Source organism: Novipirellula methanifontis (assembly GCF_052161655.1).
Lineage (GTDB): Bacteria > Planctomycetota > Planctomycetia > Pirellulales > Pirellulaceae > Novipirellula.
The window spans coordinates 1,656,138-1,673,188 of the sequence record NZ_CP197418.1 but is presented as its reverse complement, the minus strand read 5'-3'; the positions used below and the strand labels follow the sequence as shown (position 1 = coordinate 1,673,188).

9 protein-coding genes are annotated in these 17,051 nt (G+C 54.1%); 2 read left to right on the top strand and 7 right to left on the bottom strand.

Annotation, left to right across the window (positions count from 1 at the left end; translation table 11 throughout):
* Positions 1-357: 357 nt before the first annotated feature.
* A complete protein-coding gene (locus SH528x_RS05875) occupies positions 358-6,345 on the bottom strand; it encodes an ATP-binding protein (protein WP_442509595.1) in 5,988 nt (1,995 codons plus the stop codon).
* Between the two features lie 682 nt (positions 6,346-7,027).
* On the opposite strand from SH528x_RS05875, the gene SH528x_RS05870 reads away from it, so the two are divergent.
* Positions 7,028-8,056: a class I SAM-dependent methyltransferase gene (locus SH528x_RS05870; protein WP_442509594.1), complete on the top strand. Its 1,029-nt coding sequence runs from the start codon at positions 7,028-7,030 to the stop codon at positions 8,054-8,056.
* A gap of 29 nt (positions 8,057-8,085) precedes the next feature.
* Here SH528x_RS05870 and SH528x_RS05865 read toward each other — a convergent pair whose 3' ends face one another.
* From SH528x_RS05865 to SH528x_RS05855, 3 genes are all read right to left on the bottom strand, one after another.
* Positions 8,086-9,402, bottom strand: a complete 1,317-nt coding sequence (locus SH528x_RS05865; protein ID WP_442509593.1) for an OmpP1/FadL family transporter — start codon at positions 9,400-9,402, stop codon at positions 8,086-8,088.
* A gap of 406 nt (positions 9,403-9,808) precedes the next feature.
* On the bottom strand, positions 9,809-10,912 hold the full coding sequence (locus SH528x_RS05860) for an HD domain-containing phosphohydrolase (protein WP_442509592.1): 1,104 nt from the start codon (positions 10,910-10,912) through the stop codon (positions 9,809-9,811).
* Positions 10,909-11,298, bottom strand: coding sequence for an Hpt domain-containing protein (locus SH528x_RS05855; RefSeq protein WP_442509591.1), 390 nt, complete (start codon positions 11,296-11,298; stop codon positions 10,909-10,911). The genes SH528x_RS05860 and SH528x_RS05855 overlap by 4 nt, the downstream gene beginning before the upstream one ends.
* Positions 11,299-11,700: 402 nt before the next feature.
* Here SH528x_RS05855 and SH528x_RS05850 point away from each other — a divergent pair, with 402 nt between their 5' ends.
* Positions 11,701-13,779: a YgiQ family radical SAM protein gene (locus SH528x_RS05850; RefSeq protein WP_442509590.1), complete on the top strand. Its 2,079-nt coding sequence runs from the start codon at positions 11,701-11,703 to the stop codon at positions 13,777-13,779.
* Positions 13,780-13,965: 186 nt separating this feature from the next.
* On the opposite strand, the gene SH528x_RS05845 is transcribed toward SH528x_RS05850, so the two are convergent.
* The 3 genes from SH528x_RS05845 to SH528x_RS05835 all read right to left on the bottom strand — a co-directional run bounded on the left by SH528x_RS05845 (position 13,966) and on the right by SH528x_RS05835 (position 17,023).
* Positions 13,966-15,195, bottom strand: a complete 1,230-nt coding sequence (locus tag SH528x_RS05845; protein WP_442509589.1) for a transposase — start codon at positions 15,193-15,195, stop codon at positions 13,966-13,968.
* Between the two features lie 45 nt (positions 15,196-15,240).
* On the bottom strand, positions 15,241-15,441 hold the full coding sequence (locus SH528x_RS05840; protein WP_442509588.1) for a hypothetical protein: 201 nt from the start codon (positions 15,439-15,441) through the stop codon (positions 15,241-15,243).
* Between the two features lie 553 nt (positions 15,442-15,994).
* Positions 15,995-17,023: an ATP-binding protein gene (locus SH528x_RS05835; protein ID WP_442509587.1), complete on the bottom strand. Its 1,029-nt coding sequence runs from the start codon at positions 17,021-17,023 to the stop codon at positions 15,995-15,997.
* Positions 17,024-17,051 lie beyond the last annotated feature (28 nt).

Below are 17,051 nucleotides of genomic sequence, written 5' to 3'. Positions count from 1 at the left end.
AGGTGCATCAAGTTTCTGCACCTCTGCCAACATGCGGAGAGTGCTGGATTCGTCAATTTTTGATGCCAGCCATGATGCCCGCCCTCGCCACGACAGGGCAGAAGTAACGAGCCACCTCTCCCGCGCTTCAGCTGAGGAGAGTTCGGATGGGCCATTTAGGCCTCATCCGGGTGAGGGTCTTGCGGCGGAGATGGACGTTGCCACGAGCTTCGACTTGCTCGGTCGGCCCTCACCCGAGCATCGCTGTGGGCTCTGCTCGACCTCTCCCAAACTGCGTTTGGGAGAGGTGACGTTAGGCTTGCGCATCGCTGAATTTAATTACCGCAGTCTCCTTCGCTGGCATAGGTGACTGGACAATTAGCATTCGACGGTCTTTGTGGGACAGTAACGTTCGATCATCTCGAAGAGCATCTCCGGCTGGATCGGTTTGGCAAGGTAGCCGTTCATCCCAGCGGCCTCACAGGATTCCCAAATTTGATCGTCGCTATGGGCAGTCATGGCGATAATGGGAAGATGCTTGCACGCTTCACATGCCTGCTCTCGAATCAACTTGGTCGCATCGATACCGTCCAGGCGTGGCATGTCGACATCCATCAAACAGATATCAAAGGCGTTTTGTTTTGCCAGCTCGACGGCTTCCACTCCGTCATTTGCCACGACAACCTCGTAGCCTTGCATCTCCAAGATCCCCATGATCACTTCTTGATTAATCACACCGTCTTCGGCGACCAAGATCCGAACCGGTCGGGACGCCGTGTTGGTATCGACAACTGTATTCTCGTGATTTGACTTTTCAAATTGGTCCGGTGCAGTCAGCTCGCTGAGCACTTTCCCCGTTCTCCGCATCGAAAGGGGCGCGGTCCCAAACGGTGGATCGGGAAGTTCATCCGATGGCGATGCAGGACGTGTTGTTGCATCGTCGGCGTTTTCAAAACGATGTTCGGGATCACGTTGCAACAGCCCAATCGCAGCGGTGAGCAATTCGGTGGGAAGCACAGGTTTGCGCAACTCAGCCGACCACTGGCCACGTTGGACGTCCAACGTCGTATGGGCTGGTAACAGAAACAAACAAGGAATTCCCAAATCAGCACATTGATTAGCCAGGCTTTCGATTTGATCAAAGCCAAAAATCACCAAGTCCCAATCATGTTCGAAAAATTCCTCATCAAAATTCAATTGCCCTGAATGGGAATGACAAGGCCACGATTGCGTCTTCGCACCAATCGACCCAAGTGCCGTTTCGATGGCATTTCGCGAAGCGTCCAACGGATCGATGATCGCTACTCGTGGGTTGCCCAGCACGGGGCACGGACTAGCGATCGGCTGTTCGGCGTCGAGTTCAAGTGGCAGCAAGACCGTAAATGTACTGCCCACCCCTGCGATGCTGCGTAGTTCGATCTTTCCCTTCATTCGTTCGGCGAGTTCACGACAAATGGCCAGTCCGAGCCCCGTGCCGCCGTATCGACGCGTGGTGCTGCTGTCGGCTTGCGAAAACGATTCAAACACTTTGCTTTGTTGCTGCAGCGGAATTCCGATACCACTGTCTTGTACTTCGATGGAAAGCTGATCGACGCCCTTGTCATCTTCGAGTGTCGTGATTGTTAGCGAGATATAACCTTGCTCGGTGAACTTGATCGCGTTGCCAATCAAATTCATGATGATTTGACGCAAACGAGAAGGGTCACCCAAAATCGCTTTGGGAATGTGGGGATCGACATCGCACACCAACTCGACCCCTTTTTGCCAAGCGGATGCAGCCATCAAGCGACTCACCTCGCCAGCCAGACGTTCCAGATCCATTGGAATTCGCTCTAACTCCATCTTGTTCGCTTCGAGCTTCGAGAAGTCAAGCAAGTCATTGATCAACGTCAACAGCGACTGCCCGCTCTCTTCGACCGTTTCCAGGTATCCCGATTGACGCTGGTCGCTCGATGATCCGCGAGCCAGTCGTGTCATTCCCAGGATCCCGTTGAGCGGGGTGCGAATTTCGTGACTGATGGTCGCCAAAAATCGACTTTTCGCTTCATTGGCGGTATTCGCTTGTACGATCGCGCGACGCAGTTGCTCCTCGGTTGCCCGGAGTTGTTCGTTGCTGTTCGAAAGTTGCCCGGCTCGATCTTCGGCGGCCTTAGTACGTTCCAACACTCGCTGTTCAAGCGTATCGTTCATCTGCTGTAGACGCAGAAATCCGTCTGCGTTTTCCAGAGCCGCACCGGCCAATGTGGTGACAAAGTCTGCAATTCGTCGTTCGTCTGCACCGAACAAATCTTTCAATTCAAGGTGCGTGACCAAGATCACTGCAACGGGTTCACCCCGAAACGCGATCGGCGCAGCAATGGCGCTGCCGCTGCCTCCGCCCACGTTGCTTGCGTCAAAATCAAGACAAACGGCTTGGTTTGTTTGCACAGCCATACGAATCAATTTCTCGTTCGCTTCGGCACGACGCTGACACGAGGGCTCTGAATCCTTGCCATTCCAAGGTTTGCAAACCAATTGGCTAAGGTTTTGGTGAATCGTAACCACGTCAACATGTTGGCCACGCAGCAATCGTCGCGCCGACTCGCTTGCTTCGGCGTAAACCAAATCTGCGGAAAGCGCTTGAGCAATCCGGCGACCCGATTTCAATACGGTAACGAACCGATCCGCCAATGATAAATTGGTCGATGTTAGGCCCGAGACCGCTTGTTCACTCGCGCTGGCGGGATAGAGTTGACTGAGCTCGACAAGCCGCTGAGATTTCGTTTCAGGAAAGCTGCCGAGGTAATCCACTTCGCTTTCATGCAACGATTGCAGCAATTTCAACGAGTCTCGTTCTTCGATCGGTTGAGACCAACGAACGGCAGATTTGAGACTGGAATTCAATTGCCCGACTGTGCGACGAAGGTTCCCCTGCATCATGTGTAGGAGGGCAAGTTCACGGTGGACATGAGAAAGATCGGCAGGAAAACCTCGAGCGATGGTCGCGGCTTTCTGCATCGCGGAACGTGTTTTCCGCATTTTGTTTTTGAAACCTCGACCATCGCGACGATCGATCGCTTCGAGTTGGCGACGCATCGCCGTTCCCAGCCAAACGTAACAGGGGCTGATGTATGCATTCAAGTGGCCAGCTTTTTCACATCGCTTGATCGCGTCTTGTAATACGACAACGGCCTCGTCGATCCGATTGTGATGCAACAACATCACGGCGAATGCGAGTTGCGTTTGAGCGTGACTTTGAGCGTCGGGACGCGAACGTGCAGCCTCTTCTAAAACGAGTGGTAGCGAAAGCGTTTGAGGCGTCGTCCGCGCCCAAACATCCAAACTAATTCCCGTTGCTTGCCGGTCTCCGATCTGGCGTCCCGACTCGAACATTTGTGATGCAAGCTCGGCTGCTTCGGCATAGCGTCCAATTCGGTACAACGCATTGGCAGCTTGATAGCGAGCCATGTTCATTTCCCAAACATCGCCGGTTTGTCGCAGTAAATCCACTGCGTGCTTTGATGTCGTGATCGCTTCGTCAAATCGACACTCGGCCAACATTACGACACAGTGATAATGATGCGATTGCCCCTGGCCCCACACATCATTCAGTGAACTGCGAATCGCCAGCGATCGTTCGGCATATCGGTTAGCACGTCCGAACCAGCGCAGCAAACTCATCACCGGTCCGTGTTCGCTATAAACCGCCGCCAGGGTCGCCGACGGTGCAAATCGTTCCGCCTCGTTCAACGAGCGCAAGTGATTACCAAGCGTCCACAAAGTATGCCGACTAAACCAGTAGACTCGCGAAAGGCGACTGAGTAATTCGAGCCGTAAACAATCCAGTTCGGACAGCGATGCATTGCGAGCGATCCAGCGTGCGGGCAAAAAGCTGTGCAACACTTGGAAAAATATCTGTAATACCAGCCCGCAAAACATGGTGAAAAAATTACTGGGAACCCGAATACCGGTTACTGCCAATGCTTGTTCGTACTGAGTTGCCGCTTCGTTGAATCGCCCACGTTTGAAGGCAACTTCCCCGATTTGCTGTTGGACTCGCGCTCGCTCGAGTGGTGTGTCCGCCAACTCTAACGCTTCATATAAATTGTCTGCGGCTTGGTTGTAGCGTCCCGCCAGCAAATGAATTGTTCCGAGTCCTTCGAAGATCTCGAAACCCGTTTCGCGGTCGTCACTGCCGACCCAGCGTTTGGCAATCTCCAGTTGGTCTTGCGCCACGGACAACGAAAATCGTTGACGTGCTGCTCGGGCCGCGCGGAGCGATGTTGTCAGTGCAAGTTCCCCTTCGCCAGCAGCATCGTAATGAAACGCCAAATCGTAAAGATTATCGGGGTCATGCTGGCAGAGATAGGCAACCGTTTGCTTGTGGATGCTGCGATGTTCGACCGGATCAAGATGTTGGAGCAGTTGTTGATGAATTTGATTGTTGGCGAAACAAAACCAACCGGGACGCGTTTCACGCCAAAGGATACGCCGTCCGAGTGCATCGTTGACCACTTGCAATGCTTGTGCATAGGGAACCCCGATCACCGCAGTCAGCATTTCCAAATGAAACTGCTGGCCAATCACGGCGGCCGACGCCAATAGCCGCATGGACGACTGCGACAATGCGTTGACTTGTCGGTCGAGTAGCTCTGCAAATGATTCGTCACCTCGCAGTGCTTCGATCAGTTGCCCTTGGGCGACCCAGCCCTCGTCGGAGTGCGTGACGACCTTGGTATCGATCATCCGCCGCAACAACGCCGAAGCCATCGTCACGCTACCATCAGCGACGTCAACAATCGAGCACTTGATCGACTCCGAGATTTTTCCCGCAGTCGATTCGAGATGCAATTCGAGCGCATCCGAGGACAGACGCCCTAATCGAATGTGCGAACCACCTGGCGTCATGTTCAATGATTCAGGCGAGTTCCCTGTGATGACGCATAGCATTCGGTGGCCAGGCGATAAAGCGACCTGATCCATGATCGTTCGGATCACTGTCCGGCTCAAATCATCCGCGATATCAAGATCATCGAATAATAACGCAACCCCTTGAGGCTCTTCGGCTAATGCCGCAAAAACCTCTGCCAAAGCGATCGCCGCCCGCTGGCTGCCGTACGCCTCGGGACCTGTATGATCCGCCGAAGTTGGCCAAAGTGGTGCGAGCGCAGGCCATAGTTCTCGCAACGTCGCCGCGTGATTTCTTGTGCTTTCAGCAAGTCGATCGGCGAGTTCCGGTTGTTTTTGACACAACAACTCGATGGCGGACAAAACCGTGTCGAGCGATTGAAGTGGCTTTGGATTGGTGGACGTGGTCGCTCCGCCACGAAACACAAACAACCCTTCGGCTTTTGCACGTAGCACGACCTCGTCGGCGAAGGAACGGCGATGGCTCGGCTCGGCTCCTGTAATGACTTGCAATTGAGAGTGGCCGGACTGCGCATTGACAATTGATTGTTGGATCGCTGCCAGTTCCACGTCGCGGCCGACCAAGGTCGCTTCGGCCAATTCGGGGCGAATGTCATGCGTCCCAATGGCGAACGTCTTCGTGGTGGAGGCGGTTTGCCGTTTTTCAATGGACTGAAGATCGTACAACAACCCCGCAGCGGTCTCATAGCGATCCCGCGGATCTCGCCGCAACAAACGCGCGACCAAATCATCAATCGCTGGCGGTACGTCTAGCTGCAACTCACGCAATCGAGGCGGTTCGAGACTGAGTTGACGATCAAAATAATCGCTCGCATTCGATGCCTCGATCGGCGGTCGAGCCGATAGCATGCTAAACAGAATCGCGCCAACGGAATACAGATCCGACGCGGGACAGATATTCCGCGACAACAATCCACTCGATTCAGGCGAAATAAAGACAAGATCTTCGACTGGAAAGCCAAGGATATCTTGCTGCGCGTGAACATTCAGCACCGAAACGTCTCGCAATTCGACCTGCTGATGCGAATCACAAAAAACGTTTTGCGGACTGAGCCATCCATGAACTCGCGTCATGCGATGCCAATCCTGTAGACACTTCGTCAAGGAGATGGCGAGCGGCAACACGTGGTCCAACTCAAACCGACGTGTGAACAATTGCTGATGCAAAGCGACGCCACGCGGCACGCTGATGACACGCGTCAGACGCCGAGCATGATCGTATAACGCCTGCTGTTTCAGACTTCCGAGCGGTTGCTCGCGGACATTCGTTTGCCAATCCAGACGCAGCGCCGAGTATCGCTGAGGTGACGTCTCTTGAGCTTCGATCCATTCTGCCAAGTAGACATCGCCCATAACGTACGACTGCACACGGCAACTCTTCACGGAACCGTGATCCTCGACGGCATCAATGGCCGCGTAATCGCTGAGTTCGGGCAGAGGTATCGGAACGGTGGTCATTGGTGAGATGTCTTTGAGGGCGTTACCTGTGGACGGTAGCCCGTTGACGATTTGAGTTGGTAACGAAAAGCCCGATCGCAAGGGATCCCCTTACGTTGCGAAAGTCGGATGGATGGCCTTTGGGCAATGCGGAAACACTCTTCTGGCCAAACTCTCGCCCCCCTCGAAACAGCATCCGGTGAAATCGATTGAGGAGAGATTCAAAGGTATTGCCGCTACATCCTGCCGAAGCCTAGAACACAATCGGAGTGCAAGCGGGCTTTACGTACAAATTCTCAATTATTTTCAGCATATATCGCAGGGCAGGCTCCCCCTTCTACAGCAGGTGTTCGCCGCGTACCAAGGCGCATCGCGAGCGCAAGTTGGCGAGTTACCGCCGCGCTTGTTGTGTGAGTTGTAACGGTTAGTCAATCGAGTTGTTTGTACGGAAATCCCGAAGCGATATTCATTTTGCGCAATGCGCAAAACATGTTTACTGAGCGTTACAATCCGAACATGCCCATCGCACACACAACGCGGATACAACTCACTGCACCTGACTTGACAATGGTTTTCAGTTTGGAATATTGCTCGCAACTTGGTCACGAAATGACTATGGTTTGAATCTTCAGTGTTCAACCACTCATCATGTTCGCTGACTCTTTTCACTAATCAATGTAGGGGCAAAACCATCATGAAAGTGATGTCACAGGATCATCGTAGGCGTGTCCGACCGTCGGGTACGCCGCAATCAACTCAACAAACCATCGAGACGTCATCGTCTCAGCAAAAAAACACCACGGCTTATCTTAAGGAACTGCTTGATCACGTTCACTCGGTGTTGTCATCACCGGTCGCGGAAACGGGTGTGATCGAAAACGCCGTGGATGTCCTGTTTCACGAACTACGTGACATCCGTCACGAATCGTCCAAGGACCAATGGGCCGAATTCATCAAAGTAGGGCGAGCACATCCCGTGTGCCCTTTGGTTCATCAAGACCCGTTCACTTCGCGAGCGTTCAATAAGCCCCGTGGCTATGCGGGCGATGCCGTGATGATGGATTACATCTACGGTCGCGAAGAAGATTGGCAACGGCCCGAAGCAAGCCATGTGGGTTCGGCTGTGTTTAACTACACCACCTCAGCCCCCGCGTCAGCCGGCGTACGTGAACGACGATGTTATGTTGCGGAATTGCTGGACAACATCGCTCGTCAACGAAGTGGGCAAGAGGTCTTGGCCGTCGCGGCGGGGCATCTTCGCGAAGCAGGTTTGTCATTGGCAGTCCGTCGCAACCGCTTCAATCGGTTTGTCGCAATGGACGCCGATGCCGAGAGTCTGGAAGAGATTGAAAACCGTTATGGACGCTACGGAATCGAGCCCGTGACCGCCAACATACGGCAAATGCTGACCGGGAATCTCGATCTCGGCTCGTTTGATTTGATCTACACGACGGGGCTGTACGACTACTTGGCCGACTCGACCGCGATGCGATTGACCGCCAATCTGTTCGATTGTGTCCGCCCCGGTGGAAAGCTGGTGATCGCGAACTTCTTGCCGGAAATTCGTGACGTTGGCTACATGGAAATGTTCATGGATTGGCATCTCATTTACCGCAGCCGCGGCGACATGTTGAAATTGGCCGACAAAATCGTCCAATCCACAGTCGAAGAGATCCGTGTGGTCGCCGAAGTCAACGAAAACGTCGTGGTCATGGAAATGACCAAGCGATAAACGTGCTTCGGCAACCCCAAAGCTAGCGATCAAAATCGACGCATCGCACTGACAAACACCATGTGCGTTTGCGTCGAGATGGTGGCATTGGAAAAATCATTACCGGGATAAGTACTTGTCCCAGTGTGCACATCCGGTGCAAAGGCGAATTGATACGCCGTGTCGATCTCCCATCCGCTGTGCTTGAATCCATAGCCCGCGGAAAAGTGGTGCTGCAACGTGGTTTGCAGATAGGTCGACGTCGTTGCCGCGGGGATGGGATTGTCTTGATAACGATATCCCAAGCGAACGGTTCGATGATCATCAAGATCGCGTTCGTACCCAGTGCTCACGATCAACGCGTCCTTCCATCGTAATGGAAAGACCTCGTCGATCTTTGGACCTGCAACGGCCCTAAAAACGGGATTGGTCGGATTGGTAAAGGTAATATTCGCACTGTCGTACGCGCTGGACCAATCCTCCCATTCAAAATCCAATCCGATCCGTTGACAGGAATCGACTTGGTGCATGATTCCGACGCCCACCGATCGAGCCCAAGTCAAACCAAACTCGACGTCATAGTAGCTGCGTCCTAATGGCGAGATGTCGACGGCCGCTTTGCCATCGGATTTAAATTCGTTTTCGCTTTGGTAGTTCACACCGATGGTCGTGCGATCGGACAAGGCGTACTGAGTTCCGCATGACCAAGAGAGTGCTGCCCCTGTGGCTTGGATATCCAGCACAGTGGGCGTGCCACGCAGCGGTCCTGAATTCAAGTAATACGGTCCTTCGATTTCGACGTGGCTTACCGCCGTGCCGAGTGTTGCCCCGACGGTCCAGCGATCGGTCATGCGAACCGAGATTCCGGGCAAAATGCGTACTAGAGCACCAAACGATTTGTAAGTGTGAGTCCCGGGCAGCGTCGCGGGGCCTTGCAAGTCGTAGTCGGATGCAAATCCGGCAGGGGCAAATGCACCGAAGCCAAGCACGATGTCTTCGTTCCAGCGGCGGGCCATCATGAAATAACCAAGACCGGTTGGATTATCCGCCGCGTCCGTCGTCGGGTTGTCGTCGTCGGAGTAGGACAAATCGGTAAACAGTCCTGCGCCACCGATATCGATATACGAATCGTCGCCGAAGCAATCGCCAACGAGTCCTTGCATCCCGGATGCGTTGTCATGCAGCAACACACCGTTGTCGCCAAAGCCGAGATTCGTTCCACCACGACCGGCTTCACGTGCCGACAACGCATTGCTGATTGTCCCTGCGGCATGCACGGGAGTCGCTAGCAGTGCGGCCATGAAAGTGATTGCCAAAATCTTTGTTGGCGAAGTCTCTCGCTGCGCACGCAGCTTTTGAATCGTCATCCTAATGCCCCTATCGTCCTTGATTATTCCAGCCCCATCAATTGACGCGCGGCGATTCTGCTACGCACAACGACTAAGCAGTTAGGCAGGAGTCTTTCGGTATATTAGCCGTTTTAGCACTACCGGCTGTTGATTTAAACGAAATGTAGATTGCACTGGTGAGCCGTGGGCCGTAAGGCACCGGGTAAATGCGAGGAACCCGGCCGCTCACGCGTCACGGCTCACTAAATCAACAGGTCGCTAGTCACGTTCAACCGGGGCTAGCGCCCAAGCGGCTAATGAGATTTCACCCAATCATTCCTGTCTAACTGCTTAATGGGATCTAATCGGTCGATGGGGTTGTTCGGATTTGCAGTGATTCTCGCAATGAACCGATTGAACAACCGGTTATTGTGGGTGGGTGCGATTAGTTAATCTGTAAGGCCCATGATGGAGTCGCCGGCGTTCTCAGAAGAGGCAGAAACTCGGAATCTTCGGTTTCCAAACAATCAGTCAAGTTCTGCTTGATCTTGGCAAATTCGTCCTCAAGTTTTAGGAACGCGGTGACCATATCAGGATCAAAATGGGAACCCGAACCTTCTTTGATCACACTGATGGCTTTCTCGTGTGGAAAAGCGGGTTTATAAACGCGTTCGCTGGTCAAAGCGTCATAAACATCGGCGACGGCTACGATGCGGCCACAAAGTGGGATCGCTTCGCCTGCCAATCCGTTAGGGTAACCGGTTCCGTCCCAGCGTTCGTGATGCGTCATCGCGATTTCATAAGCCATGTGCAACACCGTCGATTCAGGATGAGCGTCCACGACCGATTTCAGCGTGTCACCGCCGATCTTTGCGTGCTGAGTCATGATCGCAAATTCTTCGGGTGTCAGCTTGCCTGGCTTCAGCAGGATGCGGTCCGGAATGCCGACCTTTCCGATGTCATGCAGCGGGCTGGTTTCGTAGATCGATTGAATGTAGATCCCGTCAATCGTTTCTTGAAATTTCGGCCAAGTCGAAAGCTCGACGCATAGCAAACGACAGTATTCACGAATGCGATCGAGATGGCTGCCTGTTTCGTTGTCCCGACTGTCGGCCAACTTGGCGAGCGCAAAAATCATTAACTCGCGGCTTTCTTGCAACAAAAGTCGCTCACCCGCGCGAATACGCATCAACATTTCGCTGGGACTAAACGGCTTAGCAATGTAGTCGTCGGCGCCCGCATCGAGCCCCTCGACCACGCTCTCGGTATCACAACGTCCCGTCAACAAAATGACATAGGTGTAATCGCACGAATTACGGCTGCGAATTTCGCGACATAATTCGATCCCATTCATCCGCGGCATTTCGACATCCGAAATAACCATTCGATATTTACCGGTGCGAACGTATCGCAGCGCCTCGACCCCATCGGAAGCAATGGCTGTGGAGTAACCGAAATAAGAGAGGGCATGCCGCAGCGTTTCCGCAGCGATCGGATCATCATCGACGACCAAGATATTCGTTGATTTGCTTGTTTTTTTCATTGTCATTTCTGTTCTCCACTCCCCGCAGGAACGCTCACCGCAAATTCGTCGCTCAAAAACACTTGGACCTCTCGATGTAACGATCGCAGCTGGTCCACCATTGCGAGTAACTCGCTGGTTTCATCACAGTGAGCACGCGTCTCTAACTCGGCAGCCACTTGAGCCACACGAGCTGACGCCATGGTTTGAGCAGTTCCCTTGTGTCGATGGGCCAACGACGCCAGTGAACCTTTGTCTCCTAGCCGTACTGTGGATTCGATCAGATCACACTCCGAGCGTGATGTTTCAACAAATCGACAAAGCATCCGTTTGGCCATCTCTGCACTTCCCATCATTCGCTGGATCAATTGCTCGCGATCAATAATTGGCATCGATGGTTCGGTAGTGGTCATCGGATCAAACTAAATTCAAACGTGGTCAGCCACCGGTTACCCGATGTCTACACGGTGCCCCACCGTGTCAAGCAAACGCTAGCTTCTGCTTAAGCGACATTGCCCCTTTTTCGCTCATTTATTCGGTGAACCGAATGAATGACTACGTCCCCCCCCAAGGACAATTCCCCCCAACCGGTATAACCTGACTCTCTTCGAGTGGATTGGGCCCCCCAACATCAATGCTGCATCGACTCGATCGAGTTTCGCAGCGACTCCGCGACCAGATCCAAGATTCTCGCTATCGGATTAGGGGTTTCGCCTTACAATGGGTGCGCCGCGGCAAATCGTCGTCGCCCCCCGAGCCCCGCTCTCGAAAAACCCGTTTTCGAAAAACCTGTTCTCTAAAAAAACAGCCTTTTGATGCAATTACCGGTCATTGATCAGCCCACCAGCAATCCTCCCGTGCCTTCGATGCCACGCGACTACCTGTCGAATTTGGCAGCGGGAGGCCGCGCACCAACGGGTCCCGTCGCCGCTCGTCCGTTGCCGATGAGCATGGAAGAGGCTCGCCAGCGAGGTTGGGACGAGCTCGATATCGTTTTTGTTACCGGCGATGCCTACATCGATCACCCCAGCTTTGCGATGGCGATTCTCGGTCGCACGCTCGAAGCGGCCGGTTTCCGCATCGGGATTGTCAGCCAACCCGACTGGCGATCCTGTGATCCATGGAAAACGTTCGGCCGGCCTCGATTGTTCTTCGGCATCAGTGCCGGAAACATGGACTCGATGATCAACCACTACACCGCGAACAAGAAAGTCCGTAACGACGACGCCTATTCGCCGGGCGGAAAGATTGGTTTGCGACCCGACCGTGCAACGCTGTCGTATTGCCAACGGGCACGCGAAGCCTACAAGGGTGTCCCCGTGATCGCCGGCGGAGTCGAGGCCTCGCTGCGTCGTTTGGCTCACTACGATTACTGGAGCGACAAAGTCAAACGCTCGATCTTGTTGGACAGCAAGGCAGACCTTGTCGCCTTCGGAATGGGCGAGAACGCAATCGTCGAGATGGCACAGCGACTCGAAGCTGGCGAGGACGTCAAAGCGCTCCGCGACATGCTCGGCGTCGCCTATGTGCTCGGGGCGTCAGAGTCCGACGCAATTCCCGAGGATGCATTGACCCTGCCCAGCTTTGACGAGGTCAACAGCGACAAAGTGGCGTTCGCCGAAGCGACTCGCATCATCCACAACGAAACCAACCCCTACAACGCACGACGGTTAGTGCAAAATCACGGCACCCAAACCGTGGTCTGCAACATTCCGCAACCGCCGATTTCCGAAGCGGCGATGGACCAGATCTACGGGCTGCCGTATACCCGGCGTCCTCACCCGAGTTACAAGGAACCGATTCCCGCTTACGAGATGATCAAGAACTCGGTCACGATCATGCGTGGTTGTTTCGGCGGTTGCACTTTCTGTTCGATCACGGCGCATCAAGGCCGCATCATCCAATCTCGCAGTAAAGAGTCGATCCTTGGCGAGATCTCAAAAATGACCAAGGACAAATCGTTCAAGGGAGTGGTCAGCGATATCGGTGGTCCGACCGCGAACATGTACCAGATGAACTGCACCCAACCCGAGGTCGAAGCGGTTTGCCGTCGCCAATCGTGCGTGCATCCCAAGATCTGCAAACTGCTGGGCGTCGACCATACCCCCGTCATTGAACTGATGCGTGAATCACGAAATCTGCCAGGCATCAAGAAAGTGCTGGTCGCCAGCGGCATTCGTATGGACTTAGCGCGTACATCGCCCGAGTACTTGAAGGAGTTGACGGCACATCACGTGGGCGGCAAGCTCAAAGTCGCACCAGAGCATGTTGACGCTGGCGTGTTGAACAAGATGCGTAAACCGAAGAACGATGACTTCGAGCATTTCACCGACGTCTTTAAAGAAGAGTCGCAGCGAGTTGGCAAAAAGCAATTCATTGTCCCTTATTTCATCGCATCGCATCCCGGCAGCGATGTGCGCGCGATGATCGAGTTGGCGTTGTTTCTGAAACGCAATGGCTACAAGCCTGACGCGGTGCAAGACTTCATCCCAGCGCCGCTGGATATTGCGACCACGATGTACTACACCGAACTGGATCCGTTCACCAAGAAACCGGTCTACATTGCCAAGGCGATGAAAGAGCGGAAGATGCAGCGAGCATTGATGCAATTCTTCAAACCGGAGAATTATTTCGAAGTCCGCGAGGCACTGCGTTCGGTAGGGCGGACTGATTTGATCGGCGATGGCTGCGATGGATTGATCCCCTCGAAACCACCCCAGGAAGCGATCCGAGCACGGCGTCAAGATGCGAACAAACGGTTCCGCGGCGACTATGTGCACACGATTGCCAAACCGGATGCAGCGGCCGGTAGTGAGCAAAAGAAGGGAAGCAAAAAGAAACGCCGCGACCGCAAAAGCACCGGCTACCGCCCCGACCGCCGCGGCGCAAATTAACCGCACCGGTAGTGGATCTTGCTAAAGATCCCTAGCCCAATCGTCACCTCGCCACGTCGAGGCAATTTTAATGCGGCGACCGAACGTAGTCCCGCAGGGATGGCAGGCTTTAGCCATGGGCGTGAGCCCATGGATGCGTGAGCAAACACGTTCAAGAAGCCCCGAAGGGCAACGCTGTGAAGTATTTTAGGCTGCTTGGTTTTGATGGAATTCGGCGAGTTTTTTACGTTCTTCCATGTTCAGTTTTCTTATTTCAGGATCGCCCAACGGTTTCTTGTGTGGGTTCTTTGGACGGTAACGCGCCTTCTTGTCCGTGCCCGCTTGATAGGTCTGGACGAGGGCTTGCGACAGGCTGTGCAGCATGTTGTCACTCGCACTGCAATATTTGTCGAGGCGACGCATGCAGCGTCGCAAGCAACGCATCGTGTTGGCCAAACTTCGTTTTTTCGGATCATAGTCGACTTGCTCGGGAACGTCTTGCTGTTCGGGAATCTGTTCTCGCAGCGCCAGCAGTTCGGCAATCGCCATCGCGCGAATCGACCAGTCCAGTTCCGCCAATGCCCGATCGCTGTTGCGGCAACGTAGTTTGTGCTTGTCAATGGTTTGTTTCAAGCCGCGGAATTCGACCTCGATTCCCCAACGCATTTTGTAGTAACCAATGAGCTGCTTGTGCCTCAGCTTACGAGCGCTCAATACGCTCGTAAGCATCCACATCTTCGTCTTGCCAACTTTCACTTTCACCAGACGCAGCTTCAGCGGCGGGGCGCCAGATTCCATCCTCCCCTTGGGCCAACACAAGACTCGACCTCCACCGAGTTGCTTGATATCAGCCTGCTCGCTGAGCAACTTCACGTTCGCTCCGACACGAACAAGGAAGTCACCACCGGCAGCCAGGATCGCACTCCACAGAGGATAACCTACGAAGCCCGCGTCACCACAAAACAGTGTCTTTTCCGGGAAAGTCTCTTCCTTAAGCATCTCCACGACGTGGCCTCGTTCGCTTGAGTTCGATGGCCCCAAACGCCAAGTCCACGGTAGACGAAGGCTCATGTGCCACATCATCGTGACCCAGATTTGTGGTTCTTGTGGCTGAGGTTTGTTCTTCTGGTTCCGCTTCCGTCGCATCCCCTTGGACTTCTTCTTTCCGTATTTGGCACGCACGCCGCGGCCATAGTTGGGTGCACAAAAAGCTTTCTCATTGGCGGCCGTTCGCGGGACCGTCACGCGTGACCCATCGAAGCCGATCAGTACCCAGTCAGCGGACCTCCAAAAACGTCCGCCCACTTCCTGGGCCAATGACTGATGTCTCTGGCGAAGCCGCGTCGTGAACAGCGATTCGTAGCGATCCAATGCGTTCATGAAGGCCGTGTAGGTTTTGGCGGTGCAGTGAAGCCCCAGCTCTTCACAGATTTCCATCGTCTGATCGAAGGCATCGGTGACGTTTATCTCATTTTGCCAAGATCAGATGAGTGCCTGGATCGCCAATTCTTCGGGCATCCATTTGATATTGCCATGAAATGTATCTTTGGTAAACAATTCACCTTTGGGAACAATCCAACGACACACCTCGTTGAAGATCGTCTTGTTCTTGCGACGAGATTGGCGGTTAGGTTTGCGACGTTGGTTTTGCTTACTACGTTTTGTCTGCTTCTTGCGACTCATGGCCAGATTCCTTTCTGACTGAAGTGTTTCAGTTAGTGTTTGGGGGGAATCTGGCTTTTTTCATATTCGGAGCTTGGTGAAAACCCCGCTTTTTACGTGCTCAAAATGCTTCACAGCGTTGCCCGAAGGGGCGACAGGAATTGGCTCCGCAACGGTTCCTGCCGTCCCTTCGGGACTCACGGCGCGGGATTGATTCGTCGTCCATGGGCTGACGCCCATGGCTACATCTTGTCGCCACTTCGTGGCTGGGTGCGATGGAACCACCGAACAGCGTCGACCAGAGCAGAATGGTCGCATTGCACGCCGGAACGTTTTCGCTTCCGCTCGGCTTGTCCGGGCGGAGCGGGCAAGCGACATCGACGTGCAAATTCAACGTCACGAGGCCTTCCCCGGAAATCTCGCGGAAGGCTCGATTTCTCGACCCTCCCAGCATTGCTGGGCGGGTGAAGCGTTGCCGATACAACCGAACGTAACTCTAAGTCACACGACTGTTCGTTGGTGCAGTGGCAACGGGTCGATCGAAACTCTCTTGACGAGTTCCGCTACCCAAGCTCTACAGATCGAAGTCGTCGAGCGAATCGATCAGGCGGTCGAGCTGGTCTTTGGGTTGGTTGGCGTGCTCTTGTTGCCGTTTGAGCAGTTGGTCGTCGATGCCAACCGTGTCGCGGCCTGCTAACAACAACTGCTCGTCACGCTCGCGGGCTGCGGTTGCAATCGGATCGTCGCCGCCGGCAGGGGCGCCGAACAATTGCGACAAGTCGATCTTGAATCCTTCGTCCCCTTCGACTTCCGCACCTGCGATCGCGGGCGCTTTGTGCTGTGGGAAAATAATGGCGTTTTCAGGACACACCCGACTGCACGCGGGACATCCCTTGCGACAATTGTCGGGCTGTTCCACCAAAATGGTCTCGGCAGCATCGACGCCGTAAACGCCAAACAAACAAAAGTCGACACACTCCATGCAATTGGTGCAGCGGCCGAAGTCAATCACAGGGTACCAACGTCGCGATGTCTGTTCTTCGACCTCGACCAGTTTCCCGCCGATGATCGGCAAGCTTCGCGGTGACGTTTCCTCAGCCGTCTCTTGAGAGAGTAACCGTTTCAACTCAATAAGAAATGGCTCGGCATCGCCGGCCAGTTTCAAATCAATGCAGTGGATTTTGCGATCCGGACGCGGATACAAGTTCGCGACTCGGTCGACGGTGTCTTCTGCGTCCTCGGAACCTTTCGCTTGGCCGTTCGTCGACTCCTCCGGTTCGCCATCGGAATCGGTCTCTTTGGAATCGACCATTTCCGTTTCGACCAATTGGCCTCGCACGCCATTGCGATCCAAAACCCAATGGGCGGCGCGGGAATAAATCCACGAGAAGACGATCAAATCGCCCTCGACCTGCGACAACTGCTGATACGACTCGCTCGTTTTGGGTAAGTCGTACAAATGCGGAACGACCAACACGTCGACGCCGTCCATTTTCGTGGCAGCGTCAGCGAGTTGTTGTTCGATCGCCCGCTTTTGCGGGTTCCGCGATTGACCTCGGGAGACAACAACGGTGTATGCGGCTCTTTCGATCGCTGAAATCATTGAGGTTTCGTCGGTTTGCAATGCGGCG

Excerpts from the sequence above, each read along its gene's own strand:
- SH528x_RS05875 (WP_442509595.1), bottom strand. The coding sequence starts at position 6,345 with ATGACCACCGTTCCGATACCTCTGCCCGAACTCAGCGATTACGCGGCC.
- SH528x_RS05870 (WP_442509594.1), top strand. The coding sequence starts at position 7,028 with ATGTCACAGGATCATCGTAGGCGTGTCCGACCGTCGGGTACGCCGCAA.
- SH528x_RS05865 (WP_442509593.1), bottom strand. The coding sequence starts at position 9,402 with ATGACGATTCAAAAGCTGCGTGCGCAGCGAGAGACTTCGCCAACAAAG.
- SH528x_RS05860 (WP_442509592.1), bottom strand. The coding sequence starts at position 10,912 with ATGACAATGAAAAAAACAAGCAAATCAACGAATATCTTGGTCGTCGAT.
- SH528x_RS05855 (WP_442509591.1), bottom strand. The coding sequence starts at position 11,298 with ATGACCACTACCGAACCATCGATGCCAATTATTGATCGCGAGCAATTG.
- SH528x_RS05850 (WP_442509590.1), top strand. The coding sequence starts at position 11,701 with ATGCAATTACCGGTCATTGATCAGCCCACCAGCAATCCTCCCGTGCCT.
- SH528x_RS05845 (WP_442509589.1), bottom strand. The coding sequence starts at position 15,195 with ATGGAAATCTGTGAAGAGCTGGGGCTTCACTGCACCGCCAAAACCTAC.
- SH528x_RS05840 (WP_442509588.1), bottom strand. The coding sequence starts at position 15,441 with ATGAGTCGCAAGAAGCAGACAAAACGTAGTAAGCAAAACCAACGTCGC.
- SH528x_RS05835 (WP_442509587.1), bottom strand. The coding sequence starts at position 17,023 with ATGATTTCAGCGATCGAAAGAGCCGCATACACCGTTGTTGTCTCCCGA.